A 24,952-nucleotide genomic window follows, 5' to 3' on the forward strand; every position below is an offset into this window, starting at 1 on the left:
GGTTGGTGTTTGAACCACCGTTTTCCCTCTCCCGCCAGCGGGAGAGGGGAGCATCAGCGCCAGATTTCGCCCTCAGGCGAACATCCCCAGCAGCTCCATCTGGCTGACCCGCCGTTCCTTCCCCTTGCCGGTCTGCTGGACATAGCTGCCGTCCGGCTGCATCACCCACGCCGAGCCGTTGTCGCGCAGATGCACGAGCAATCCTTCCTGGATCACGCGCGTCTTCAGCGTCTTGTCCAGGATCGGGAAGGCCACCTCGACGCGGCGGAACAGGTTGCGGTCCATCCAGTCGGCGCTCGACAGATACAGCAGCTCGGTGCCGCCGGCCAGGAAGTAGTTGACGCGATGGTGTTCGAGGAAGCGGCCGACGATCGATCGCACCGTGATGTTCTCGGACAGCCCCGGCACGCCGGGCCGCAGCGCGCAGACGCCGCGCACGATCAGGTCGATCTGCACGCCGGCGCGCGAGGCCTTGTACAGCTCCTCGATCACCGACGGCTCCAGCAGCGCGTTCATCTTGGCGATGATGCGCGCCGGCTTGCCGGCCCGCGCGTTGCGCGCCTCGGCACGGATATGCTCGACCAGATTGCTCTGCATCGTGAACGGCGACTGCCACAGATGCTTGAGCTTGATCGAGCCGGCCGTGCCGGTCAGCAGCTGGAACACGTGGTGCACGTCCTCGCACACTTCCTCGTTGGCGGTCAGCAGCCCGAAGTCGGTGTACAGCCGCGCGGTACGCGGATGATAGTTGCCGGTGCCCAGATGCACGTAGCGGCGCAGCTTGGTCTGCTTGCTCTTCGGGCCGGCCGGCTCGCGCCGCACGATCAGCAGCATCTTGGCGTGGCACTTGTGGCCGACCACGCCGTAGATCACGTGCGCGCCGGCCGATTCCAGGCGCTCGGCCCAGTTGATATTGGTTTCCTCGTCGAAGCGCGCCAGCAGCTCCAGCACGACGGTGACATCCTTGCCGTTGCGCACCGCGGTCATCAGCGCTTCCATCACCAGCGAATCGTTGCCGGTGCGATAGACGGTCTGCTTGATCGCCACCACGTCGGGATCGTTGGCCGCCAGTTGCAGCAGATCGAGCACCGAGCTGAAGCTCTCGTAGGGGTGGTGCAGCAGCACGTCGCGCTGGCGGATCACGTCGAACATCGGCGTGCCGCCGCTGAACGCCTTCACGGCGGCGGGAACGTGCGGCGGATACTTGAGCGCGGGGCGATCGACCATATCGGGGATCGACATCAGCCGCACCAGATTGACCGGCCCGCTGACGCGGTACAGGTCCTGCTCGCCGAGTGCGAATTCGGTCAGCAGCCGCCGCGTCAGCGCCGGCGGCGTCTCGGCCGCGACCTCGAGCCGCACCGCGTCGCCGTAGTGGCGCGTCGGCAGTTCGCCCTGCAGCGCCTCGCGCAGATCGGTGATCTCGTCTTCGGAGACGAACAGGTCGGAATTGCGCGTGACGCGGAACTGGTAGCAGCCGTCGACCTCGATCGCCGGGAACAGCTCGTGCACGAAGCCCTGCATGAACGAGGACAGCAGCACGAAGCCGTACGGATAGCCCGACAGCGACTGCGGCATCTGCACGACGCGCGGCAGCGCGCGCGGCGCCTGCACAATCGCGAGATCCGCTTCGCGGCCGAAGGCATCCTTGCCCGACAGCTCGACGACGAAGTTCAGGCTCTTGTTGGAAACGCGCGGGAAGGGATGGGCGGGATCGAGCGCGATCGGCGTCAGCACCGGTCCGATCTCGCGCACGAAGAAGTCGCGGGCCCAGTCGCGCTGCGCGTCGTTCCACACCGTCGTCATGTGGAAGAACACGCCCTCGCGCTCGAGCAGGGGAAATATCACGTCCTGCAGCATGGCATACTGCGCTGCAACGAGGCGCTGTGTCCGCTCGGTGATCGACTGGTAGGTCTGCTGGAACGACAGGCCGTCCGGGGTCAGGCCCGAGGGGTTGTCGCGCATCTGCTCCTTGAGTCCGGCCATCCGGATCTCGAAGAACTCGTCGAGATTGCTCGACACGATGCAGATGAACTTGAGGCGCTCGAGCAGCGGTACCGACGGGTCCGCCGCCTGGGCCAACACACGGGAGTTGAATTCCAGGATGCCAAGTTCGCGATTGAGCAGCGTACCGGGCGGGGTCGTCGACATGGGCATGACCTTCTTTGGGCGATGCGGCGACTTTTCCATAGAATCGTGTCAACTTGATGACAACGTGATTTTGTCATGACACCGACACGGCCAGGACATATTCTTCGTGCCTCGCGCGGACGGCGATGAGCGCAACGCCGCCGGCCCGTGTTTCCAGACAGCTATGACGATGAACAATACTCCACGCCTGCTCGCTGCCGTCGATATGGGCTCCAACAGTTTCCGGCTGATGATCGGCCGCGTCGACGAGACCCAGACCGCGACCGGTCCGGTCAGCCAGATCTTCCAGGTCGATGCGCTGCGCGAGCCGGTGCGGCTGGCGGCGGGCCTGACCGCCGACAAGTATCTGGACCAGCCGGCGCGGCGCCGCGGCGTCGAGGCGCTGCGGCGCTTCGGCGACCGCCTGCGCGAATTCTCGCCGGACCAGGTGCGCGCGGTCGCCACCAATACGCTACGCGTGGCCAAGAACGCGTCTGAGTTCCTGATCGAGGCAGAGAACGCGCTGGGCTTTCCGATCGAGGTGATCGCCGGCCGCGAGGAGGCCCGGCTGATCTACCTGGGCGCGTCGCACGATGCGCCGGCCTGCGCCGGCAATCGGCTGGTCGTCGATATCGGCGGCGGCTCGACCGAATTCATCATCGGCAACGGCTACACCGCCAAGCTGATGGAGTCGCTGTATATCGGCTGCGTTTCGCACAGCCGGCAGTTCTTCCCCAGCGGCAATGTCGACGAATATGCGATGAAGCAGGCGGAGCTCGCCGCGCGCCGCGAGATCCAGGTGCTGGTGCGCCAGTACCGCAGCGCGGGATGGCAGCAGGCGGTGGGCTCGTCGGGTACGGCGCGCGCGCTGGCCGAGCTGATCGAGCTGAACGGCATGAACGACAATGCGCAGGAGCATGGCATCACGCGCGAAGGGCTGGAGCGGCTCAAGCGCGCGCTGATCAAGGCCGAGAACACCAATCGCGTGCGGCTGGTCGGCCTGAAGCCCGACCGGATTCCGGTCTTGCCCGGTGGGCTGTCGATCATGCTGGGTGTCTTTGCGGAGCTCGATATCGACCGCATGGACGTCACCGACGGCGCGCTTCGGCTGGGCGTGCTGTACGACCTGCTCGGCCGCAGCCATCACGAGGACATGCGCACGGTCACGGTCGATCAGTTCATGCGCCGCTATGGCGTCGACCGTGCCCAGGCCGCGCGCGTGCGGCAGGCCGCGCAGCGGCTGCTGGCGCAGTTTCCCGAGCCGGCCAACGAACGGCGCGAGGACAATCTGGCGCTGCTGGGCTGGGCCGCGAGCCTGCACGAGATCGGCATGTCGATCGCGCACAGCAGCTACCACAAGCATTCGGCCTATATCGCCACGCACGCGGACATGCCGGGCTTTTCGAAGACCGATCAGGCGCGGCTCGCCACGCTGCTGCTCGGCCATGCCGGCAAGCTGGGCAAACTGTCGGGGCGCGGGCGCTTTCTCGACTGGCGCATGCTGTTCAGCCTGCGGCTGGCCTTCGTGCTGTGCCGGCGTCGCGCCGATGTCGAACTGCCGGAGATCAGGGTCAGCCAGCGCGCCGATGCGCTGGAAGAGGGCTTCGAGGTGCGGCTGCCGAAGACGTGGGTCGAGGCCAATCCGCTGGTCGAATACAGCCTGGGCAAGGAAGCCGACGAATGGGAGCGGATCGGGATCCGCTACAAGGTGGTGTACGTCTGAATCTGTGGCAGTCGCCGTCAGAAGGCGCCCGGAAACAGCGCGGGCGTTCTCCCTCTCCCGCTCGCGGGAGAGGGCCGGGAGAGGGGCAGGAAGAGGGCAGCGCGCCAGCGCGGCGCGCCTTACCTGATCCCGTCAGCGCTGCAGCCCGAGGAAATGCCGCGCATAGCGCGGATTCATGTCGCCCACACGCAGCAGCGTGAGGAAGTCCGCGACGTTGAAGTCCGGATCCCAGGCCGGCATGCCGCAGATGCGCGCGCCCAGGCGCAGATAGCCCTTGATCAGCGCGGGCGGCTCGACTTCCAGATCCTGGTTCAGTTCGTGGACCGGCAGCGGCAGCCGCGGAAACGCGTGGTACTCGATCGGCGCCAGATAGTTGCGCGCGAACACGCGGCTCAAGCTGGCGGCGATATGGCCGCCGTCGTTGATCGGCACGCTCGCGCAGCCGAGCATCGACTCGATGCCCCAGCGCTGCAGGTACTCGCCCAGGCCGCCCCATAGCGCCATGATGACGCTGCCGGTGCGATAGTCGCGATGCACGCACGAACGGCCCAGTTCGACCATCTTCGGCTTCAGATGCGCCAGCCGGACCAGGTCGAATTCCGATTCGGCGTACAGGCAGCCGATGCGCTTGGCCTGGTGCGGCGGCAGCACGCGGTAGGTGCCGACGACCTTCAGCGTGGCCAGGTCGCGCACGATCAGGTGGTCGCAGTAGGCGTCGAACATGTCGATGTCGAGCTCGGGCGACGTGGTCGACAGGCGCGCGCCCATCTCTTCGGCGAACACCTTGTAGCGCAGCCGCTGTGCCTCGACTACTTCGTCCTGGTGGCGCGCCCACGCCACGCTGAGAGCAGGCGCTGCATCTTGCTGCGCAACGGATTGGCGATGAAGACGCCTCCGGCCCGGATGGCCCGCCAGGCCATTGGGCAAGGAATCGAAGAGCGGCTGGGTAGGCGTCGGGAGGTCTCGCATCAGATGTCCTTTCGATGACAACATGGCTGCGAAACAATGTAGAGGGGGCGGGTGACAGCCCCGTGAAGCGGCGATGACGGTTGCGTGACCATGCTGCCGTGGCGACATCGAGACGTGGCGGCTGTCAGCGCGCCACGTACCCGACCCGAACCGGGGTCACAGGAATTCCGGATTGATCACCGCGCGCAGCACGACCTGATCCTCGTGCTCGCGCGTGCGGGCCGTCAGCCACCAGATGCCGCTCTTGCGGATGCTCCAGCTGATCTCCGTGCCCGCCAGCAGCAGGGCAGCGAGCCGGCCGATCCAGGGCTGGTGGCCGACCACGATGGTTGTCCCGGCAGCATGCGGCCAGTCGATCGCGGCCAGCACGTCGGTGACATCGCTGTCGGGCGCCAGCGCGGGCACCACCAGCGCGTCCGAGCGCAGCGCCGCGGCCGTCTCGCGGCTGCGCTGCGCCGGGCTGCACAGCAGCCGCGCATCCGGCGGCAGATGGGCGCGCAGCCAGGCGGCCGAGGCTTCGGCCTGCTTGCTGCCGCGGCGGGTCAGGGCACGTTGCAGGTCCGCGGCGCGGCCCATGCCGGCGACATCGGGGAGCGCTTCCGCTTCGGCGTGGCGCCACAGGATCAGGTTCATTGCTGGAGATGGGCACGGCGCGAATGCCGTGCGGCGGTCGTTGGTGTTGGTACTCCGGAAACCGGTACCGGCTCCGTCTGGATCGATTCGACTGGCGTGCCGCGCCTGGGTTCGGCGCGGTAATCGGCGCGGTATTCGGCACGGTATTCGGCACGGTATCAGGCGCCGCGTTCGGTCGGTGCTGTCGGCTCGTACGTCCGGGACATGGCCGGCGAGCCAATGCCGCGGCCAGCATGGCGCAGCGGCATGGCGCGGGCAATGCGCCGCCATGTCGGTGACAGGCCCCTGACAGCGGGCGACGCGGGAGTATCGGGCGCGTCGATGACAGTGCGATGACGGAAGTGCGACGGTCACGATCGGCGCTGCAAGCGGGCGACCGGCGTCGGACCAGGGACGGTCTTCTCGAGGTTCAGCGGGGGAGTAGCCGTGCTGCCGGCATTAACGGCAGGGGCATGGCGTCGCGGCCGTCGTCCGCCAAATGGACGAAGCGCGGGGGACGCAGGAAAGCCGGCTATAACGCAGGGGCGAACGCAACCAGCGCGGTCATTGCTGGCGACTGACCGCGTACGAGCTGTGGTGGAGCGGGAGGCACGGCGCCGCCGGGCGACGCACAGGATCGCGTCGTCGCCGCGACGCCGAGCAGGAGCGAAACCGTTGGACCGGGCGGTCCGGGTATCAGCTCTTGTGACGGAAGTTGATGCGACCCTTGGTCAGGTCGTAGGGCGACATTTCCAGCGTCACGCGGTCGCCGGCCAGAATACGGATCCGGTGCTTCTGCATCTTGCCCGATGCGTAGGCCCAGATTTCCACGCCGTTTTCCAGCAGCACGCGATAGCGGTTGTCGGGCAGCGCTTCCGAAACGACGCCGCCGAATTCAATGAGTTCTTCCTTAGCCAAGCTTCCTTCCTTTGTGGCTCCATGATGGGCAGCCGGACGGCCGCCTTTGCGGATGCGCGATTATAGCACGAACGCACCTGCAGCATTTTGGGTTCCCGGCAGGACCCTTTAGTTCCCGCGTGCACCGATCAAGTGGCTCGACCGCCCCTTATTGGTGCCGGCCCGAGCCGGCCCCACGCGACGACGCGCCAGCCGTTTATTGGGCGGACGGAACGAACGCGGCGCCATTCTCCATAGGACTCTGGCGCCGTGTCGAGTGGCGTTCGGGAAGAATCGAACCCTGCGCCGACAGAAGGATGGCCCGCCCTGCACGATTCGAACGTGCGACCGCTCGCTTAGAAGGCGAGTGCTCTATCCAACTGAGCTAAGGGCGGTCGGAAGAGAAACAGAAGGGGAAGAGAAAAAGGGTTAGCCGGCCTTGGCCTGCTAACCCTTATCGTTCTGGTCGGGGCGACATGATTCGAACATGCGACCCTCTGATCCCAAATCAGATGCGCTACCAGGCTGCGCTACGCCCCGAAGCCGCGCATTGTATCCGTCGGCACTGCCGCGGTCAAACGCCACAAACGGGACAAGGCAGACCTCTTACTCGCCTTCCGGCAGACTGGCGCCGACGATGTTGAAGCCGGCGTCCACGTAGGTGATCTCGCCGGTCACGCCGCTGGACAGGTCCGACAGCAGGAAGGCCGCCACATTGCCGACTTCCTCGATGGTGACGTTGCGGCGCAGCGGGGCGGCTTCCTCGAAGTGGCCGAGCAGCTTGCCGAAGCCCTTGATGCCGGACGCGGCCAGCGTCTTGATCGGGCCGGCCGAGATGCCGTTGGCGCGGATGCCGCGCGGGCCGACCGAGGCGGCGAGGTAGCGCACGCTGGCTTCCAGCGACGCCTTGGCCAGGCCCATCGTGTTGTAGTTGGGCACGACGCGTTCGCTGCCCAGATAGGTCAGCGTCAGCAGCGAGGCCTTGTCCGACAGCAGCGGCAGCGCGGCCTTGGCGAGCGCCGGGAAGCTATAGGCCGAGATGTCGTGGGCCACGCGGAACGCTTCGCGCGACAGGCCGTCGAGGAAGTCGCCGGCGATCGCCTCGCGCGGGGCGAAGCCAATCGAATGGACCAGCCCGTCGAGCTTGTCCCAGCGCTGGCCGAGCGCGGCGAAGGTGGCGGCGATCTGTTCGTCGCTCGACACATCGCATTCGAATACCAGATCGCTGCCGAATTCCTTGGCAAAGTCCTGGATACGGTCCTTGAAGCGCTCGCCGACATAGGTGAAGGCCAGTTCCGCGCCTTCGCGCTTGCAGGCCGACGCGATGCCGTAGGCGATCGAGCGGTTCGACAGCAAGCCGGTGATCAGGATCCGCTTACCTGCCAGAAATCCCATAAGTTCTCCATGGTGGTCTTGTGATGCGCGTTCGCGGTGTGCCGGGGTAGGGCACGCTGCCGGGCACGGTTTCTGCTGAGTCCTGCCGGGCCGCAGGGTCGGGTGGGATTCCACTTGGCCCCCGCCGGCCCGTACCGGATTGCCGATCGCGAGCGGGCAGGCCCGCTGCGGCCGCGGCCACGCCGCGTACTGGAATGTCCGGATGGCTGGAACGCCGCCGAACGAAGGTAAAATTGTCGCACAACTTGGCCCGGGCACCGACCGCGGCCGTCGTATTGGCAAGCGAAGTTCAGGGGGAGGGCATCGACCGGATGCAAAGGCAAGCAGCAGGGCCGTTTTCGGCATGGCATCGTATCCGGGCGCGGACCCGCACCGGCCTGGTCCAGATGCTGGCACGGTCCGCCGCAGCCGCCCTGGTGGCCGCGCTGTTGCCAATGTCGCCGACCACGGCATGGGCCGCACACGGCTTCGCGCTGCACGGCGACCTGAAGTACCCGGCGGACTTCCATCACTTCGACTACGTCAACCCCGACGCCCCGCGCGGCGGCACGCTGACGCTGGCCAATCCGGACCGGCGCACCAGCTTCGACAAATTCAATCCGTTCACGTTGAAAGGGGTCGCCGCGCCGGGCCTGACCTCGCTGATGTTCGAGTCGCTGCTGATCGGCAGCGCCGACGAGACCGCCAGCGCCTACGGGCTGCTGGCCGAGGACATCACGGTGGCGCCCGACGAGCTGTCGGTCACCTTCCGCATCCGCCCGCAGGCGCGCTTCCACAACGGCGATCCGGTGCTGGCCAGCGACGTCAAGTATTCCTACGACATGCTGATGAGCAAGGCCTCGAGCCCCGGCTATCGCAGCATGTGCGCCGACGTCAAATCGCTGACCGTGATCGACGACCGCACGGTGCGCTACGACTTCAAGCAGCGCAACGGCGAGCTGCCGCTGATCGTCGGCTCGCTGCCGGTGTTCTCGCGCAAATGGACGGCCAAGGTGCCGTTCGAGAAGCTGACCTTCGAGACGCCCGTCACCAGCGGCCCCTATCTGATCGAGCGCTACGACGCCGGCCGCGGCATCATCTACAAGCGCAATCCGGACTACTGGGGCAAGGACCTGCCGGTGCGGCGCGGCACCTTCAACTTCGACCGCGTGGTCTACCGGCTGTACAAGGACGAAACCGCGCGGCTCGAGGCCTTCAAGGCGGGCGAGTTCGACGCCATCGTCGAGTACCGCTCCAAGAGCTGGGCCAAGAGCTATGTCGGCAAGCGCTTCGGCAACGGCGAGCTGATGAAGACGGAATTCCCGCACCGCAATGGCGCCGGCATGCAGGGTTTCGTGATGAACCTGCGCAAGCCGCTGTTCCAGGACGTGCGCGTGCGCCAGGCGCTGATCCTGGCGCTCGACTTCGAATGGCTGAACCGGCAGCTGTTCTACGGCGCCTACAAGCGCCTGGACAGCTGGTTCTCCAACAGCGAGCTGGCGGCCAGCTCGACCTTCGACGGCCGTCCCGGCCCCGGCGAGCTGGCCTTGCTCGAGCCGCTGCGCAACCAGTTGGCGCCGGAGGTGTTCGGCCCGATCGTGACGCAGCCGACCACCGAGCCGCCGCGCTCGCTGCGCGACAACCTGCGCGAGGCGCGCCGGCTGCTGGCGCAGGCGGGCTGGACCTACAGCGACGGCGCGCTGCGCAACGCCAAGGGCGAGCCCTTCGTGTTCGAGTTCCTCGACGACGGCGGCGCGATGAGCCGGGTGATCACCACCTATGTGCGCAATCTGGAGAAGCTCGGCATCCAGGTCCATCAGCGCACCACCGACTTCGCGCTGTACCAGAAGCGGCTGGAGGACTTCGATTTCGACGTGGTGTCGATCCGCTTCCCCGATTCGCAGAGCCCCGGCAACGAGTTGCGCGACCGCTTCACCAGCGAGGCGGCCTCGACCCCGGGCTCGGACAACCTGTTCGGGCTGAAGTCGCCGGCGGTCGACAAGCTGGTCGACCAGGTGCTGCGCGCGCATACGCGCAAGGACCTGGTCAACGCGTCGCGCGCGCTCGACCGCGTGCTGATGCACGGCTACTACGTGGTGCCGAACTGGTACAGCGCCTCGCACCGCGTGGCCTACCGGCGCGAGCTGGTCTATCCGCAGCGGCTGCCGTACTACTACACGGCCGAGGGCTGGGTGCTCAGCAGCTGGTGGCGCAGCGATGTGCCCGGCGCCGAGCAGGCCAAGGCGGCGGCCCCGGCCAAGGCGGCGCGCTGAGCGCGGCGATCGCCGCGACGGGCGCCACAGGAAAACAGGAAACGGCATGCTGGCCTATCTGCTCAAACGCGTTCTGCTGATGATCCCGACGCTGATCGGCGTGATCACGCTGACGTTCGTCGTGATCCAGTTCGTGCCCGGCGGCCCTGTCGAGCAGATGATGATGGAGCTCAAGGGACGCGGGGGCGGCGGCGAGGCCAGCGGCGGCGGTGCCGAATACCGCGGCCGGCGCGGCGTCGACGCCGAGAAGATCAAGGAGATCCAGGCGCTGTACGGCTTCGACAAGCCGCCGCTGGAGCGCTACTGGATGATGCTCAAGCGCTTCGCGCAGTTCGACCTGGGCCAGAGCTACTTCCAGCACCGCAGCGTCTGGGAGCTGGTCAAGTCCAAGCTGCCGGTGTCGGTCAGCCTGGGCCTGTGGACGTTCTTCCTGACCTACCTGATATCGGTGCCGCTCGGCATCGCCAAGGCGATCCGGGCGGGCAGCCGCTTCGACGTGGTGACCAGCATGATCGTGCTGGTCGGCTACGCGATCCCCGGCTTCGTGCTCGGCGTGCTGCTGCTGGTGCTGTTCGGCGGCGGCACCTTCGTGCAGTGGTTCCCGCTGCGCGGCCTGACTTCGGACAACTGGGAGCAGCTGTCGCTGATGGGCAAGGTGATGGACTATCTGTGGCACCTGGTGCTGCCGATCACCGCGTCGGTGGTCGGCAGCTTCGCCGTGGTGACGATGCTGACCAAGAACGCGTTCCTGGAGGAGGTGCGCAAGCAGTATGTGCTGACCGCGCGCGCCAAGGGCCTGTCGGAGCGGCGCGTGCTGTGGAAGCATATCTTCCGCAATGCGCTGATCCCGCTGGTCACGGGCTTCCCGGCGGCCTTCATCGGCGCGTTCTTCACCGGCTCGCTGCTGATCGAGACGCTGTTCTCGCTCGACGGGCTGGGCCTGTTGTCCTACGAGGCGGTGCTGCGCCGCGACTATCCGGTCGTGCTCGGCACGCTGTACCTGTTCACGCTGATCGGCCTGGTGACCCGGCTGATCTCCGATGTCTGTTACGTGCTGGTCGACCCCCGCATCCATTTCGAGGCCATGCCGCGATGATCCCGCGTTGGCAAATTCCTTTCCGCTCGACGCCCCGGCCGCCGCGCCTGGACCGGCTGCCGTCGTCGCTGTCGCCGCGCCAGCGCGCCTGGCAGCGCTTTCGCCGCAACCGGCTCGGCTACTGGAGCCTGATCGCCTTCGTCGTGCTGTTCGTGCTCAGCATGTTCGCCGAGGTGCTGTCGAGCGACCGGCCGCTGGTGGTCAAGTACCGCGGCGAGTGGTATTTCCCGATCGTGCAGACCTATGCCGAGACCACGTTCGACGGCGACTTCCCGACCCCGACCGACTATCTCGATCCCTTCATCCGCCAGCGCATCACCAGCAACGGCAACTGGGCCATCTATCCGCCCAACCGCTATTCGTACGACACGCTGAACTACTTCGCCAAGGAGCCCAATCCGGCGCCGCCGTCGTCGGAGAACTGGCTCGGCACCGACGACCGCGGCCGCGACGTGCTGGCGCGGCTGATCTACGGCTTCCGCGTGTCGGTGCTGTTCGGCCTGGCGCTGACCGTGATCGGCGTGGTGATCGGCACCATCACCGGCGCGCTGATGGGCTTCTTCGGCGGGCGCTTCGACCTGATCTCGCAACGCGCGATCGAGATCTGGAGCTCGATGCCCGAGCTCTATCTGCTGATCATCTTCGCCTCGATCTTCGAGCCCAGCCTGGCGCTGCTGATCATCCTGCTGTCGCTGTTCGGCTGGATGGGCTTGTCGGACTACGTGCGCGCCGAGTTCTACCGCAACCGCTCGCTCGACTACGTCAAGGCGGCGCGCGCGCTGGGCCTGTCCAATGCGCAGATCATGTGGCGCCATATCCTGCCCAACAGCCTGACGCCGGTGATCACCTTCCTGCCGTTCCGCATGAGCGCCGCGATCCTGGCGCTGACGAGCCTCGACTTCCTCGGCCTGGGCGTGCCGCCGACCACGCCGAGCCTGGGCGAGCTGCTGGCGCAGGGCAAGGCCAATCTGGATGCGTGGTGGATCTCGCTGTCGACCTTCGGCGTGCTGGTCGTCACGCTGTTGTTGCTGACGTTCATGGGCGATGCGCTGCGCGATGCCTTCGATACGCGGCTGGGCCTGGCGGCGCTGCGCGGCCGGGTCGAGCCCAAGCTGCCCGACCCGTCGGCGGGATCGGCCGGCGGACCGGCGGCGGATGCCGCAGCGGCGGGGCAGTCCGCCGCGGGAGCGCGGCCATGAACGACCTTCCCATCAAGATGCCGCCGCAGCCCATGGCCACGCAGCCCGACGCCGCCGACCCGGCACTGATCCGCGTCGACCGCCTGTCGGTGACCTTCGGCGAAGGGCCGGAGGCCACCCGCGCGGTGCGCGATGTCAGTTTCTCGCTGCGCCCGGGCGAACGCTTCGCGCTGGTCGGCGAGTCCGGCTCGGGCAAGACCGTGACCGCGCTGTCGATGTTGCGGCTGGTCGAGGACGCGCGCTACCAGGGCGCGATCCATTTCGAAGGGCGCGACCTGCTGCGCGTGCCCGACCGCGAAATCCGCGCGATCCGTGGCAGCGAGATCGCGATGATCTTCCAGGAGCCGATGACCGCGCTGAATCCGCTCTATACGGTCGGCAACCAGATCGTCGAGACGCTGGAGCTGCACGAGGGGTTGGACAAGCGCGCCGCGCGCGAACGGGCGATCGCGCTGCTCGAGCGCACCGGCATCGAGGAGGCGGCGCATCGCTTCGACAGCTTCCCGCACCAGCTGTCGGGCGGCCAGCGCCAGCGCGCGATGATCGCGATGGCGCTGGCCTGCCGGCCCAAGCTGCTGCTGGCCGACGAGCCGACCACGGCGCTCGACGTCACGATCCGCGTGCAGATCCTCGAGCTGCTGCGCGACCTGCAGGCCGAGTTCGGCATGGCGGTGATGCTGATCACCCACGACCTGAACATGGTGCGCGCGTTTGCCCAGCGCATCGGCGTGATGGAGCAGGGCGTGCTGGTCGAGATCGGCGAGACCGCCGAGGTCTTCGCCAATCCGCGCCACCCGTACACGCAGCGGCTGATCGACAGCCGGCCGCGGCGCGAGGTGGTGCCGGTGCTGCCGCTGGCGCCGACCCTGCTGAGCGCGCGCGGCCTGGACGTCAACTACACGCGCAAGCGCCGGGGCCTGGCCGGCTGGTTCGGCCGCGACGTGGTCCGCGCGGTCAAGGAGGTCGACTTCGACCTGCGCGAGGGCGAGACGCTGGGCATCGTCGGCGAGTCCGGTTCGGGCAAGACCACGCTGGCTCACGCGGTGCTCGCGCTTCAGCGCAAGAGCGGCGGCCAGATCCAGTTTCTCGGGCGCAGCCTGGAACAGGTCAGGCGAGGCGAGCGCGCGTCGCTGCGGGCCCGGCTGCAGGTGGTGTTCCAGGACCCGTTCGGTTCGCTGTCGCCGCGCATGACGATCGAGCAGATCGTCGGCGAGGGCCTGGCGCTGCATCAGCCGGGGCTGTCGCGCGAGGCGATGCGCGAACGCGTGATCGAGGCGCTGCGCGAGGTGGGGCTGGACCGCACCGCGCTGGGGCGCTACCCGCACGAGTTCTCCGGCGGGCAGCGCCAGCGCATCGCCATCGCGCGCGTGCTGATCCTCAAGCCGCAGGTGGTGGTGCTGGACGAACCGACCTCGGCGCTGGACGTATCGATCCAGCAGCAGGTGCTGGCACTGCTGTCGCAGCTGCAGCGCAAGTACAACCTCAGCTACCTGTTCATCAGCCACGACCTGGCCGTGATCCGCGCGATGGCGCACCGCGTCATCGTGATGAAGGGCGGGGAGGTGGTCGAGGCCGGCGAGACCGATGCGGTGCTGGGCGCACCGCAGCACGCCTACACCCGCAAGCTGATGCGGGCGGCCCAACTCGGCATGGACTCCGGCCTGGGTCTGCGGGCAGGAGACGCCGGAGGCTGGCCGGGATGAACGCCCGGCTGATGTCCGCACATGGCCACCCATGGCCGCCGCTCTTTGTCTGATACCGCGGTCAATCCCAAGAATCAGCGTGCAAGTCCCCCGCTATTCCTTTGATTACACGGCGATTTCGGCCGATTTTGTAACGAACTTTGACATCGCCGGCGTGACCTTATACCATCCCGCGAGAACTTGATGTGTGGGTGGTTTGCACGCCGCACGTCTCCTGGCGGGTGCGTCCGGCCGTACCCCGACACCGTTGTCGGGGCGATTCGGCTCCTGGCATTCGCCGTCAGCAGTCTTTCCACATAGTCATCTCCGATCCACACGACGATGGGTTGTCGCGTCGCGTGAGGGATCGTGTGATTTGAATCATCCGAACCGGAACCAACGGGAGAACCCATGCAGCGAACGGTGCTTCATTCCCTGGCGCGTGCCGCCATCGGATTGACCCTGGCATGCGGCGCGGCCTTGTCGAATGGAGCCCTGGCTGACACGGTGTTCAAGGAACCCGGCACGGAGCTGAGCGCCGAGGTCCAGCAGCCCGAGCCGAAGAAGGGCCTGCTGTCGTCGATGATGAATTCGACCAGCCACGTCGCCAACAAGGCCGGCGATCTGGTGATGAACGCGCTGGGCCTGATCGGTGTCCGCTATCGCTTCGGCGGCAACACGCCGGAATCGGGCCTCGATTGCAGCGGCTTCGTCCGCTACGTCTTCAACGACACCTTCGGCTTCATGCTGCCGCGGCGCTCGGTCGAGATCAGCCGCGTCGGCACGAACGTTGCCGCGCACGAACTGCGCCCCGGCGACCTGGTGTTCTTCAACACGATGCGCCACGCGTTCTCGCACGTCGGCATCTATATCGGCGACAACAAGTTCGTGCACGCGCCGTCGACGGGCAGCAAGATCCGCGTCGACGACATGCGTTCGGCCTACTGGGTCACGCGCTACAACGGCGCGCGCCGCATCGACGATATGCCCGAGCGCGACAACGGCGCGGCCGGCGGCATCGGCGGCATGGTCGAGACGCTCAAGCGCTTCGATCCGAACGCCAGCGGGCGTACGTTCTACGGCGGCTGATCGCAACGGCGCCGGATTGGCGTCGATTGGCGCCGATCGCCATGCAATGAAAAGGACTGCCTCGGCAGTCCTTTTTCGTTGGTGCGGTGGTGCCGTGCTGGTTGCGATCTGCTGTGCCCGCTGCCTACTTCCCCGCGACCGGCGCGACCGGCGCGACCGGCGCAACCGGCTGCAGGCGCGCCTGCGCCAGCTTCTCGCGCAGTGCGGGCAGGGCGGCCACGGCGGCCTTCTCGCCCGCGAGAATCGCGCGGTTGCGTGCGCCGAAGTCGCTGCCGCTCATGTCCGGCAGGTCGGGGCGGATCACCACGTCGGCGCGGGCCAGCGCCAGCCGGTTGATCGACTGCCCCATGATGGCCGTGGTCTGCAGCAGCACGCCGCTCTGGCCAGCGTTGTTCTGGCTGGCCGGATCGGCCGAGATGTTGACCGCGATCACGAAGTCGGCGCCCATGCTGCGCGCGGAGTCGACCGGCACCGGCTCGACCAGGCCGCCGTCGACGTAGTCGTGTCCCTGGATCGACACTGGCTGGAACACGCCCGGCACGCTGCTGGACGCGCGTACCGCCTGGCCGGTATTGCCGCGCCGGAACAGGATCGCGCGGCCGGTCTTCAGGTCGGTGGCGACGATGCCCAGCGGAATCTTCATCGCCTCGATAGGCCGGTTGTCGACCAGGCGGTTCACGTAGTTCTGCAGCGCCTCGCCCTTGAGCCAGCCGCCGAAGCGGGTGCCGAACGGCAGCGCCCAGTCGGCGATGGTGGCCTCGTCCATCTTCAGTGCGTGCTTGTTCAGCTCGAAGCCGTCCATGCCGGCGGCGTAGAGCGCCGCGACCACCGCGCCGGCGCTGGTGCCGGTGACCAGGTCGGGGCGGATGCCGTGCGCTTCCAGCGTCTTGATCACGCCGATATGGGCGAAGCCGCGCGCGGCGCCGCCGCCCAGCGCGAGGCCGATGCGGACGGGGCGGGGCGCGGGCGTGACGGCGGACGGCGCGGCCGGCGTATCCGGCTTCGGGCCCAGGCTGCAGGCTGCGAGCAGGGACGCCGCGGTGGCGCCCGCCGCCGCGCTCAGGAAGGTACGTCGTTGCATGCGGGAATACGAATAGGAAAGGGCAGGACCCCGGGGCCGGCGTGCCGGCGCGTCGCGCTCCGACGGCCGCCAGTGGCGGCAGCGGTTCAGACCGGGCGATAGCATAAATGATTCCGCGCAGCGGCCCGATCATCCGTAGCGGCCGCGGCCGGCATCAGTCAGCGCTGACTGATGCCTTTGCTACAATGACCGGCTTCGAATCGTCGCCCGCGCCCCCTGTTGCGCGGGCTGTTTTTCCGCGAATCTCCGCAGTCTTCCCCGGTTCTTCCCCTCTATGACCACACGCGTCCGCACCCGCTTCGCCCCGAGCCCGACCGGCTTCATCCATCTGGGCAATATCCGCTCCGCGCTGTATCCGTGGGCCTTCGCCCGCCGCATGAAGGGCGATTTCATCCTGCGCATCGAGGACACCGACGTCGAACGCTCGTCGCAGGAAGCGGTCGACGTGATCCTCGAGAGCATGGACTGGCTGGGCCTGGACATCGACGAGGGCCCGTTCTACCAGATGCAGCGGATGGACCGCTATCGCGAGGTGGTCAGGCAGATGCTGGACGCGGGCCTGGCCTACCCCTGCTACATGAGCACGGAGGAGCTCGATGCACTGCGCGAGGCGCAGCGCGCGCGGGGCGAAAAGCCGCGCTACAACGGCTTCTGGCGGCCCGAGCCGGGCAAGGTCCTGCCGACTCCGCCGGCCGGCGTCGATCCGGTGGTCCGCTTCAGGAACCCGATCGGAGGCAGCGTGGTGTGGGACGACGCGGTCAAGGGCCGCATCGAGATCTCGAACGACGAGCTCGACGACCTGGTGATCGCGCGGCCGGATGGCACGCCGACCTACAACTTCTGCGTGGTGATCGACGACCTCGACATGAAGATCACCCATGTGATCCGCGGCGACGATCACGTCAACAACACGCCGCGCCAGATCAATATCATTCGCGCGCTGGGCGGCACGCCGCCGGTCTACGCGCACCTGCCGACCGTGCTGAACGAGCACGGCGAGAAGATGAGCAAGCGCCATGGCGCGATGGCGGTGACCGCCTATCGCGACGAGGGCTATCTGCCCGAGGCGGTGCTCAACTATCTGGCACGGCTGGGCTGGGCGCACGGCGACGCCGAGATCTTCTCGCGCGAGCAGTTCGTCGAATGGTTCGACCTGGAACATCTGGGCAAGTCGCCGGCGCAGTACAACCCGGAAAAGTTGGCCTGGCTGAACAACCACTACATCAAGGTCGGCGACAACGCGCGCCTGGCCGAACTGACGCGGCCGTTCATCGAGCAGCTGGGCGGCAAGGTCGAGGGCGCCGATCTGGTCGGCGTGGTGGCGCTGGTCAAGGATCGCGCCAATACGCTGAAGGAGGTCGCGCAGACCGCGCTGCTGTTCTATCGCGGCGAGCCGCAGCCCGATCCGGCGCTGAAGGCAGAACATCTGACCGCCGAGATCGCGCCGGCGGTACGCGCGCTGGCCCAGCGCCTGGAAGGGCTGGCCGAATGGCGGCGCGAGGCGATCTCGGCCGAGTTCAAGGCGGTGCTGGCCGAGTTCGGCCTGAAGATGCCGAAGCTCGCGATGCCGGTGCGGCTGCTGGTGGTCGGCCAGCTGCAGACGCCCAGCATCGATGCAGTGCTCGAACTGATCGGCCGCGACACCGTGCTGCGCCGGCTGCAGGCCGGCGTGAGTGCCTGATCCAGCAAAAAAGTTGCGGCGGGGGCTTGCGCTTTCGCCGCGACTTGCGCATAATCTCTTTCTCCCTGCAGCGCGGTTCAGCACCAAGCGGGCATCACGGCAGTACCGCAGCGGTTTGGCGGCGAATATCCGAAGCGATTTCGACGGCAACCGAAGCAGTAAAAAAAGTGAAATAGGGGCTTGCAAAAAAGCAAGGCTGTTATATAATCTTGGCTTCGCTGGAAACGACAAGATAATCGCTTCGGTAAAACGAACGATAATCTGAAACAAAAGGCGAAACGCCGGTGGCAATAACGGCGACGGCAGTACACATGGGGCTATAGCTCAGCTGGGAGAGCGCTTGCATGGCATGCAAGAGGTCAGCGGTTCGATCCCGCTTAGCTCCACCAAAATTCCAGCGATAACATCAGCAGTCCGGTGTTATCCGTTTCGATCAGGCGGTTCGCCGCGATGATCGAAGCAAGACGGAACGTGTTGAAAAACAGGTTTCTGTCCCCTTCGTCTAGAGGCCTAGGACATCACCCTTTCACGGTGAGTACAGGGGTTCGAATCCCCTAGGGGACGCCAGATAATGGGCGTAATCAAACGTCCAGATTATCGGTAAAGCCTGCACTTCGGTGCGGCAATATCGATAAGCCGACTAAGGAGTGGTAGTTCAGTCGGTTAGAATACCGGCCTGTCACGCCGGGGGTCGCGGGTTCGAGTCCCGTCCACTCCGCCAAAACTGAACCCGCATGGTTAACGCCATGCGGGTTTTTCTTTTGGTCGCGGGAATTGGTCGCGGGATTTTGTCGCCTGGTTTGCCGGAAAGCGCGGAGTGGGGCGCTGGTCATGTCTCCAGGTTCCGCCCGCGCTCGCCCTCAGCTGCGCTCCTCGCTGATCCTAATGAAATAGAACACCAGCAGCGCACCGGCAATCGCCAGGCTCAGGCTGTTGGCCAGCCAGAAACCGGCCGCGCCGCGTGTAAAGGCCGGCAGCCCGTCGATCAGCCCGAATCCCAGCAGATAGCCGCCGCCCAGGCCGATTCCCCACAGCGATACCGCATAGATCACGGTCGGCACCAGCGCGATCTTGTAGGCGCGCAGCACGAAGGCGGTCGTCACCTGCACGGCGTCGAAGGCCTGGTAGAGCGCGACGAAGGTCACCAGCGGCAGCGCGGCCTGGACCACCGCCGCATCGCTGGCATAGGCCTGCAGCACCGGCGCACGCAGTAGCCACAGCGTCGCGCCGACAGCCAGCGCCAGTGCCGCCGCCAGCCGGATCCCGCGCCAGCCGACACGGCGTGCGCCGGCCCGGTCGCGCGCGCCGACCGCCTGCGCCACCAGCGTCGAGGTGGCGATGCCCAGCGACAGCGGCAGCATGTAGGCGACCGCGCCGAGGTTGGCGATGATCTGGTGCCCGGCCAGCGTCACGGTGCCCAGCCGCGTGATGAAGACAGACATCAGCGTGAACGAGGTGATCTCGATCAGATAGGTCAGCCCCATCGGTACGCCGAGCCGCAGCAGCGCCCACAGGTGCGAGCGCATCGGCCAGCTCCACGCCGCGAAGATGCCGAGCGGCCGGTAGGCGCCGCCATGGCGCAGGATCAGCACGCCGGACAGGCACCACATCCAGCTGATCAGCGTCGAGGCCAGCGCGCAGCCCGGGCCGCCCATCGGCGCCAGACCCAGCCCGCCATGGATGAACCACGCATTGAGCGGCACCTTGACCGCCAGCCCGAGCAATTGCAGCAGCGTCACCATGATCGGGCGCGACAGCGCATTGTTCAGCGCCGAATAGATGCGAAAGCCCAGCGCCGCGGGCAGGCCGAACGCCTGCAGATGCAGATAGGCGGTGGCCTTGTCGACCAGTTCTGGCGGGGCCTTGGCGAACGCCAGCAGCGGCCCGGGGAAACTGAGCAGCAGCATGCCCGGCACAGCGAGCGCCAGGCCCAGCCATGCGGCCTGCCGCACCTCGACGCCGATCTCGGCGTGGCGGCCGGCGCCATAAAGCTGGCCGGCGATCGGCGCCAGCGCCTGCAGCACCCCCATCAGGCTGATGTAGACCGTCACGTAGATCGATCCGCCCAGCCCGACCGCGGCCAGATCGGTGGCCGACGCGCGGCCTGCCATGATGGTGTCGATCACGCTGAAGGCGATGACGGCCAGCTGGCCCACCAGCACGGGGCCGGCCAGCGCGGCAATGCGGCGAAGGTCCTGGGTCAGGGTCATGGTCGTTCGAGGGCGCCGCGCAAGGCCGGGCCGCGCGGCTGCGCGATCATGCCGGGGCGGACGGGATAAGCCCCGGCAGCGCGGGAAGGGCGGGCACCGCAGCCGCCGCGGCGGGGAATCAAGGCTGCCGCGGCAGCCGGCGCGTGCTCTTGCGCGGCGGCACCGCGGGTTTTTCGATCAGCTGGTACATGCGGAAGCGCTCGTCACGGTCCGACGGGCGGCGGCCTTCCCAGATCAGGCGCCATTCGAAGCGCGAGATGCTGGACGGTTCGCCGTAGTCGACCGGATCGTGGCGCAGCAGCACGTCGCAGCCGTCCTCCGGACCGCCGAAGCGGAAATGCCCGAAGAAGGCGAACGAGGCCAGTTGCGCGTCGCCCATGCGGATCGGCTGCACGCATTCGTAGGTCGAGGGCAGCGCCATCGAGGCGGCCTCGGCGACGTCGCGGTAGGTCTTGCCGTAGTTGATCGACGGCAGCCACAGCGTCATCGCCATCACCCACATCAGCGTGGTGCCGGCGGCCGAGATCACCACCGGACGCCAGATCTGCTTGGGCGCGCGCGACAGCCGCCAGCGCACCACCAGCACCCAGGCCGCGGTAGCGGCCAGCGCGAACAGCACCGCGCTGACCGAGAACACATGCAGGTAGCCGGGCAGCTGCTTGAAGATGTTGTTGGCGATCCGCGGCGGCCAGCCGGTCGTTTTGGCCAGCCACATGAACCAGACGGTGCCGCCGAAGATCGTGAAGAACAGCAGCGCGAACCAGTCGATCGCATTGATCGTTGCGCGTGTCAGCGTCGGCAGGCCGAAAGCCGCCAGCACCGCCATCGGCGGCAGCAGCAGGATGAACTGCACGTCGCCGGGCTGGCGCAGCATCAGCAGCAGCACGAACAATGGCAGCAGCAGCGCCAGCGGCAGCGCGACATGAGGGCTGCGACGCATGCCGGCCCAGCTCAGCCACGACCAGATCGCGATCGGCCACACCGGCCACGAGAACAGAAAGAAGTTGCGCGCGACGAAGCCGATCGCGAAGCCGTTCGGCCAGCTGTAGGTGCGGCGGTCGTAGCGCGACCATTCACGGATGAAGCTGACCGCCTCGTCGCGCTGCGCCGCGCCGAAATAGGTCGCCGCCATCCAGGCGGCGACCATCGCCAGCGCGATCGGCAGGGCGATCGTCAGCACGCGCCGCAGCGGCAGCGGCTTGCAGACCAGGCCGCCGATCAGGATCGCGGCGAACAGCACCAGCGGCAGGATCGGCCCGCTGGCCAGCGTCAGCGCGCCCAGGCCGGCGCCCAGCCACAGCGCGCCCTGGGTCGGCATGTCGAGGCTGCGCACCAGGCCATAGAGGCTCATCGCGACGAAGCAGACCTGGCCGACCTGCGGCGTGGTCTCGTGGCCGCGCATCGCCAGGCCGACGCAGGCCAGGAAGATCAGCAGCGCACCATCGGCCAGCGTGCGGCCGTAGTCGCGGGCGTTGGGCTGGCCGCCGAAGGCGAAGGCGAAGGGCTGCACCTCGGTGCGGCGTCCCAGCAGATAGGTCGCGTACCAGATGAAGGCGCAGGTGCCGAAGTAGAACAGCGCGGTGGCAAGCCGGGCGGCATCGGGCGCGCCCAGCAAGCCGCCCGCCAGCCGGATCATCGCCGCGCCGACCCAGAACACCAGCGGGCCGTCCTGCCCGTAGGGCCGGCCGGCGATATTGGGCATCAGCCAGTCGTGCAGTCCGCCGATGGCCAGTTGCCACATCACGCCGAAGCCGGCGGCGTCCTCGTTCTTCCACGGGTCGCGGCCGAACAGGCCGACGGCGCCGTAGATGATGCAGATCGCCAGCAGCAGCGCGCGGGGCAGCGCCCCGGTGGCGGCGGCGGTCAGGTGGACGCGGGAGGCTTTGACGGGGCTCATCGATCGGTCAGCGGACTGGGCGGCGTGGTTTGGCGCTGGCATGGCGCCGGACGTGGCACCGAACCGGGTGGGCGCGGTTGACTGCTTGCATCGGAAAGAAGACAGCGCGGCGCCCCACGCGTTGCAAATGCAAAGAGGCAGCCTGGGCTGCCTCTTTTAACACAATGTGCACCGATTCCTGCAGGAAGGCGCGCATCGGACGGCGGCAGAAGGCATGCGGGATGCGCTGCCGGCGCCGTCTCTGGGTCCAGCGCCGGATTACTTCGCGGCGGCCTTGCCCAGCTTGCTGCCGAACTTCTGGCGGAATTTCTCGACGCGGCCGGCGGTGTCCATGATCTTCTGGGTGCCGGTGTAGAACGGGTGCGATTCCGACGACACTTCGATCTTGGCCAGCGGATATTCCTTGCCGTCCTTCCAGGTAATCGTTTCCTTGGTCTGGATGGTCGAGCGGGTCACGAAGCTGAAGTCGCACGACACGTCGACGAACACGACTTCGCGGTAATTCGGGTGAATGCCTTCTTTCATGGTGTTTCCTTGCAGGTTGGGTAGCCAGTCCGCGGCCGCCTGTTCGTGCTGGCCAAGCTTGGCCATTCGGTGTTGCGCTGGCTGGCGGCGAGCGAACCACTTGCCGGTGACGGACAAACGCGGATTATGGCAGAGAAACAAGGACTTGGGCAAGGTGCAACAAACATCGCGCAGCGAAGATCGGATGTTGCTTTATGCCGCAGGAGTCACATCGACGCGGGATCCTGCCGGTAGAACGTCTTCAGCAGCCCGTACAGCACCGGCCAATGCCGCGAAAGCCCCGCCGGCTCGACAAAAAACGCTTCCGAGGCCACCGCGAAGAACTCGCCCGGTGCCTCGGCGCCGTAGGGGTCGATCACGCGCATCGGCGCCGGCAGGCGCTCGGACTCGTCCCAGGCGGCGTCGGGCATCGCATCGCAGGCGTCGGCAAAGTGCTGGTATTCGGCATCGAACGTCTGCGCCCATTGGCTGCGCTGCACGCCGGCATGCAGCGCGCGCGAAAAGGGCGGCACACCGTCGGCCTCGCCATCGAGCATGTCGAGCTTGTGGGCGAACTCGTGGATGACCACGTTGTAGGTGTCGTCGGGATGGTCCGCGGCGGCATCGAGCCCCGCGCCGGGCAGGCTCGCGTCCGGCCACGACAGGATCACGGGCCCATGCTCCCATGCTTCGCCGCTGGCCTCCTCGACCACGCCATGGACCAGGCCGATCTCATCCTCGACGGTCCGCCGGATGATGAATTCGCCGGGATACAGCACGATGCCGTGCCAGCCGCGATACCACTGCAGCCCGAGCCGCAGGATCGGCACGCAAGCCTGCGCGGCGACGCTGACCACCATCTCGTCGGTCAACGCCAGCTCGTGCGCGGTCGAATATTCCTTGTCGGCGATGAATAGCGTGGCCAGCTCGCGCAGCGCCGCCAGGTCTTCGGCGCCGTAGCGCTGCAGGAAGGGCAGCGCGGAAACGGTCTGCTGCCACAGTGCGTCGTCGATGGCGTAGCGGCGCAGCTTGCGCTGGCGCGAACGGGCATGCAGCAGTCGGGCGAGGCGGGCGAGCATGGCGGTCAGTGCAGGCAGAAAAAAGGCGCGCCGCGGCGCGCCTTGATCATGCGGCGATGAAGCGGGCCGGCGCGGCCTCAGCCGCCGCGGCGCATCATGTCGAAGAATTCGGCGTTGTTCTTGGTCGCCTTCATCTTGTCGAGGATGAATTCCATCGCCTGCACTTCATCCATGTCCGAGATGAACTTGCGCAGCACCCAGATCTTTTGCAGGATCTCGGGCTTGATCAGCAGTTCCTCGCGGCGCGTGCCGGACTTGTTCAGGTTGATCGACGGGTAGACGCGCTTCTCGGCCAGCCGGCGTTCGAGGTGCACTTCCATGTTGCCGGTGCCCTTGAACTCTTCGTAGATCACGTCGTCCATGCGGCTGCCGGTCTCGATCAGCGCGGTCGCGATGATGGTCAGCGAACCGCCTTCCTCGAGATTGCGCGCGGCACCGAAGAAACGCTTGGGACGCTGCAGCGCGTTGGCGTCGACACCGCCGGTCAGCACCTTGCCCGAGGCCGGCACCACCGTGTTGTAGGCGCGCGCCAGACGCGTGATCGAGTCCAGCAGGATCACCACGTCGCGCTTCAGTTCTACCAGGCGCTTGGCCTTCTCGATCACCATCTCGGCGACCTGCACGTGGCGGATCGCCGGTTCGTCGAAGGTCGACGCCACCACCTCGCCGCGCACCGAGCGCTGCATCTCGGTCACTTCCTCGGGACGCTCGTCGATCAGCAGCACGAACAGGTCGGCTTCGGGATGGTTGTTGGCGATCGCGTGCGCGACGTGCTGCAGCATCACGGTCTTGCCCGACTTCGGCGAGGCCACCAGCAGCGCGCGCTGGCCGCGGCCGATCGGCGCGATCATGTCGATGATGCGGCCGGTGATGTTTTCCTCGGCCTTGATATCGCGTTCGAGCGTCAGCGGCCGGTTCGGATGCAGCGGCGTCAGGTTCTCGAACATGATGCGGTTCTTGACCGCTTCGGGCGGCTGCCCGTTGACCTTGTCGACCTTGACCAGCGCGAAATAACGCTCGCCATCCTTCGGCGTCCGCACCTCGCCCTCGATCGAATCGCCGGTATGCAGATTGAAGCGGCGGATTTGCGAGGGGGAAATATAGATATCGTCCGTGCTGGCCAGATACGACGTTTCGGGCGAGCGCAGAAAGCCGAAGCCGTCAGGCAACACTTCCAGCGTGCCGTCTCCGTAGATGGTTTCGCCCATCTTGGCGCGCTTCTTCAGGATCGCAAACATCAGTTCCTGTTTGCGCATCCGCTGTGCGTTGTCGATCTCGAGGGTCGCGGCCATTTCGAGAAGGGCAGACACGTGAAGCGATTTGAGTTCTGTCAGGTGCATAGACGAGGGGTACAGATGGGCCCGGACGGGCAGAAGCAAAGGAAGGGGAAAGAAATGAGCGAACGCTCGGGGAAGTTGTAGGGGGCATCTTAGCACAATCCGACCGGCGCACCAGA

The 24,952-nt window shown here is 66.8% G+C and carries 18 protein-coding genes and 5 tRNA genes; 10 read left to right on the top strand and 13 right to left on the bottom strand.

Annotated features, from left to right (window positions below; genetic code table 11):
* Nucleotides 1-72: 72 nt before the first annotated feature.
* Nucleotides 73-2,190 (bottom strand): polyphosphate kinase 1, encoded by a 2,118-nt coding sequence (ppk1, locus tag M1D55_RS15125; RefSeq protein WP_023265070.1) that lies wholly within the window; start codon nt 2,188-2,190, stop codon nt 73-75.
* Nucleotides 2,191-2,320: 130 nt separating this feature from the next.
* On the opposite strand from ppk1, the gene ppx reads away from it, so the two are divergent.
* Nucleotides 2,321-3,853 carry an exopolyphosphatase gene (gene ppx / locus M1D55_RS15130; protein WP_456282711.1) on the top strand — a complete coding sequence of 511 codons (1,533 nt, stop codon included), beginning with the start codon at nt 2,321-2,323 and terminating at the stop codon, nt 3,851-3,853.
* Nucleotides 3,854-3,985: 132 nt separating this feature from the next.
* Here ppx and M1D55_RS15135 read toward each other — a convergent pair whose 3' ends face one another.
* The 6 genes from M1D55_RS15135 to fabI form a co-directional block, all read right to left on the bottom strand.
* On the bottom strand, nt 3,986-4,822 hold the full coding sequence (locus M1D55_RS15135) for a GNAT family N-acetyltransferase (protein ID WP_006576601.1): 837 nt from the start codon (nt 4,820-4,822) through the stop codon (nt 3,986-3,988).
* Nucleotides 4,823-4,978: 156 nt separating this feature from the next.
* Nucleotides 4,979-5,455: a SixA phosphatase family protein gene (locus tag M1D55_RS15140; protein ID WP_456282507.1), complete on the bottom strand. Its 477-nt coding sequence runs from the start codon at nt 5,453-5,455 to the stop codon at nt 4,979-4,981.
* 675 nt (nt 5,456-6,130) lie between these two features.
* On the bottom strand, nt 6,131-6,352 hold the full coding sequence (gene infA, locus M1D55_RS15145) for a translation initiation factor IF-1 (protein WP_006578938.1): 222 nt from the start codon (nt 6,350-6,352) through the stop codon (nt 6,131-6,133).
* Between the two features lie 297 nt (nt 6,353-6,649).
* Nucleotides 6,650-6,726, bottom strand: a tRNA-Arg gene (locus M1D55_RS15150).
* 68 nt (nt 6,727-6,794) lie between these two features.
* Nucleotides 6,795-6,871, bottom strand: a tRNA-Pro gene (locus M1D55_RS15155).
* A 66-nt stretch (nt 6,872-6,937) separates the two neighbouring features.
* A complete protein-coding gene (fabI, locus tag M1D55_RS15160; protein WP_006578939.1) occupies nt 6,938-7,726 on the bottom strand; it encodes an enoyl-ACP reductase FabI in 789 nt (262 codons plus the stop codon).
* 386 nt (nt 7,727-8,112) lie between these two features.
* Between fabI and M1D55_RS15165 the strand changes: the two genes are divergently transcribed.
* From M1D55_RS15165 to M1D55_RS15185, 5 genes are all read left to right on the top strand, one after another.
* Nucleotides 8,113-9,978 (top strand): extracellular solute-binding protein, encoded by a 1,866-nt coding sequence (locus M1D55_RS15165; protein ID WP_456282508.1) that lies wholly within the window; start codon nt 8,113-8,115, stop codon nt 9,976-9,978.
* Between the two features lie 46 nt (nt 9,979-10,024).
* Nucleotides 10,025-11,074 (top strand): microcin C ABC transporter permease YejB, encoded by a 1,050-nt coding sequence (locus M1D55_RS15170; protein ID WP_006578940.1) that lies wholly within the window; start codon nt 10,025-10,027, stop codon nt 11,072-11,074.
* On the top strand, nt 11,071-12,273 hold the full coding sequence (locus M1D55_RS15175) for an ABC transporter permease (protein WP_456282509.1): 1,203 nt from the start codon (nt 11,071-11,073) through the stop codon (nt 12,271-12,273). The genes M1D55_RS15170 and M1D55_RS15175 overlap by 4 nt, the downstream gene beginning before the upstream one ends.
* A 17-nt stretch (nt 12,274-12,290) precedes the next feature.
* The gene (locus M1D55_RS15180; RefSeq protein WP_456282712.1) at nt 12,291-13,976 is read left to right on the top strand and encodes an ABC transporter ATP-binding protein; all 1,686 of its coding nucleotides are present in this window, start codon (nt 12,291-12,293) and stop codon (nt 13,974-13,976) included.
* A gap of 390 nt (nt 13,977-14,366) precedes the next feature.
* Complete coding sequence (locus M1D55_RS15185) at nt 14,367-15,044, top strand: C40 family peptidase (protein ID WP_456282510.1); 678 nt, start codon at nt 14,367-14,369, stop codon at nt 15,042-15,044.
* Nucleotides 15,045-15,168: 124 nt separating this feature from the next.
* Here the strand turns inward: M1D55_RS15185 and M1D55_RS15190 are convergent, their stop codons facing one another.
* The gene (locus M1D55_RS15190; protein WP_456282511.1) at nt 15,169-16,125 is read right to left on the bottom strand and encodes a patatin-like phospholipase family protein; all 957 of its coding nucleotides are present in this window, start codon (nt 16,123-16,125) and stop codon (nt 15,169-15,171) included.
* Nucleotides 16,126-16,399: 274 nt separating this feature from the next.
* Here M1D55_RS15190 and gltX point away from each other — a divergent pair, with 274 nt between their 5' ends.
* From gltX to M1D55_RS15210, 4 genes are all read left to right on the top strand, one after another.
* Nucleotides 16,400-17,806: a glutamate--tRNA ligase gene (gltX, locus tag M1D55_RS15195; RefSeq protein ID WP_006578216.1), complete on the top strand. Its 1,407-nt coding sequence runs from the start codon at nt 16,400-16,402 to the stop codon at nt 17,804-17,806.
* A gap of 313 nt (nt 17,807-18,119) precedes the next feature.
* Nucleotides 18,120-18,195, top strand: a tRNA-Ala gene (locus M1D55_RS15200).
* 102 nt (nt 18,196-18,297) lie between these two features.
* Nucleotides 18,298-18,373 (top strand) — tRNA-Glu (locus M1D55_RS15205).
* Nucleotides 18,374-18,450: 77 nt separating this feature from the next.
* Nucleotides 18,451-18,527 (top strand) — tRNA-Asp (locus M1D55_RS15210).
* Between the two features lie 139 nt (nt 18,528-18,666).
* Here the strand turns inward: M1D55_RS15210 and M1D55_RS15215 are convergent.
* The 5 genes from M1D55_RS15215 to rho form a co-directional block, all read right to left on the bottom strand.
* Complete coding sequence (locus tag M1D55_RS15215; protein ID WP_023263380.1) at nt 18,667-20,016, bottom strand: MATE family efflux transporter; 1,350 nt, start codon at nt 20,014-20,016, stop codon at nt 18,667-18,669.
* Nucleotides 20,017-20,134: 118 nt separating this feature from the next.
* On the bottom strand, nt 20,135-21,913 hold the full coding sequence (locus M1D55_RS15220) for an ArnT family glycosyltransferase (protein WP_456282512.1): 1,779 nt from the start codon (nt 21,911-21,913) through the stop codon (nt 20,135-20,137).
* A 258-nt stretch (nt 21,914-22,171) separates the two neighbouring features.
* Nucleotides 22,172-22,438 carry a type B 50S ribosomal protein L31 gene (locus M1D55_RS15225; RefSeq protein WP_006578217.1) on the bottom strand — a complete coding sequence of 89 codons (267 nt, stop codon included), beginning with the start codon at nt 22,436-22,438 and terminating at the stop codon, nt 22,172-22,174.
* A gap of 206 nt (nt 22,439-22,644) precedes the next feature.
* A complete protein-coding gene (locus M1D55_RS15230) occupies nt 22,645-23,496 on the bottom strand; it encodes a M90 family metallopeptidase (RefSeq protein ID WP_456282513.1) in 852 nt (283 codons plus the stop codon).
* 77 nt (nt 23,497-23,573) lie between these two features.
* Nucleotides 23,574-24,836: a transcription termination factor Rho gene (gene rho / locus M1D55_RS15235; RefSeq protein ID WP_006578219.1), complete on the bottom strand. Its 1,263-nt coding sequence runs from the start codon at nt 24,834-24,836 to the stop codon at nt 23,574-23,576.
* Between the last annotated feature and the right edge of the window lie 116 nt (nt 24,837-24,952).

The sequence above is a fragment of the Cupriavidus sp. JZ107 genome (assembly GCF_053903255.1).

What these genes read in the sequence shown, in the direction of transcription:
- M1D55_RS15140 (WP_456282507.1), bottom strand. Translation starts at nt 5,455, where the DNA reads ATGAACCTGATCCTGTGGCGCCACGCCGAAGCGGAAGCGCTCCCCGAT.
- M1D55_RS15175 (WP_456282509.1), top strand. Translation starts at nt 11,071, where the DNA reads ATGATCCCGCGTTGGCAAATTCCTTTCCGCTCGACGCCCCGGCCGCCG.
- M1D55_RS15185 (WP_456282510.1), top strand. Translation starts at nt 14,367, where the DNA reads ATGCAGCGAACGGTGCTTCATTCCCTGGCGCGTGCCGCCATCGGATTG.
- M1D55_RS15225 (WP_006578217.1), bottom strand. Translation starts at nt 22,438, where the DNA reads ATGAAAGAAGGCATTCACCCGAATTACCGCGAAGTCGTGTTCGTCGAC.
- M1D55_RS15190 (WP_456282511.1), bottom strand. Translation starts at nt 16,125, where the DNA reads ATGCAACGACGTACCTTCCTGAGCGCGGCGGCGGGCGCCACCGCGGCG.
- M1D55_RS15220 (WP_456282512.1), bottom strand. Translation starts at nt 21,913, where the DNA reads ATGAGCCCCGTCAAAGCCTCCCGCGTCCACCTGACCGCCGCCGCCACC.
- ppx (WP_456282711.1), top strand. Translation starts at nt 2,321, where the DNA reads ATGAACAATACTCCACGCCTGCTCGCTGCCGTCGATATGGGCTCCAAC.
- fabI (WP_006578939.1), bottom strand. Translation starts at nt 7,726, where the DNA reads ATGGGATTTCTGGCAGGTAAGCGGATCCTGATCACCGGCTTGCTGTCG.
- M1D55_RS15215 (WP_023263380.1), bottom strand. Translation starts at nt 20,016, where the DNA reads ATGACCCTGACCCAGGACCTTCGCCGCATTGCCGCGCTGGCCGGCCCC.
- M1D55_RS15230 (WP_456282513.1), bottom strand. Translation starts at nt 23,496, where the DNA reads ATGCTCGCCCGCCTCGCCCGACTGCTGCATGCCCGTTCGCGCCAGCGC.
- rho (WP_006578219.1), bottom strand. Translation starts at nt 24,836, where the DNA reads ATGCACCTGACAGAACTCAAATCGCTTCACGTGTCTGCCCTTCTCGAA.
- ppk1 (WP_023265070.1), bottom strand. Translation starts at nt 2,190, where the DNA reads ATGGAAAAGTCGCCGCATCGCCCAAAGAAGGTCATGCCCATGTCGACG.
- M1D55_RS15135 (WP_006576601.1), bottom strand. Translation starts at nt 4,822, where the DNA reads ATGCGAGACCTCCCGACGCCTACCCAGCCGCTCTTCGATTCCTTGCCC.
- M1D55_RS15165 (WP_456282508.1), top strand. Translation starts at nt 8,113, where the DNA reads ATGCTGGCACGGTCCGCCGCAGCCGCCCTGGTGGCCGCGCTGTTGCCA.
- M1D55_RS15170 (WP_006578940.1), top strand. Translation starts at nt 10,025, where the DNA reads ATGCTGGCCTATCTGCTCAAACGCGTTCTGCTGATGATCCCGACGCTG.
- gltX (WP_006578216.1), top strand. Translation starts at nt 16,400, where the DNA reads ATGACCACACGCGTCCGCACCCGCTTCGCCCCGAGCCCGACCGGCTTC.
- M1D55_RS15180 (WP_456282712.1), top strand. Translation starts at nt 12,291, where the DNA reads ATGCCGCCGCAGCCCATGGCCACGCAGCCCGACGCCGCCGACCCGGCA.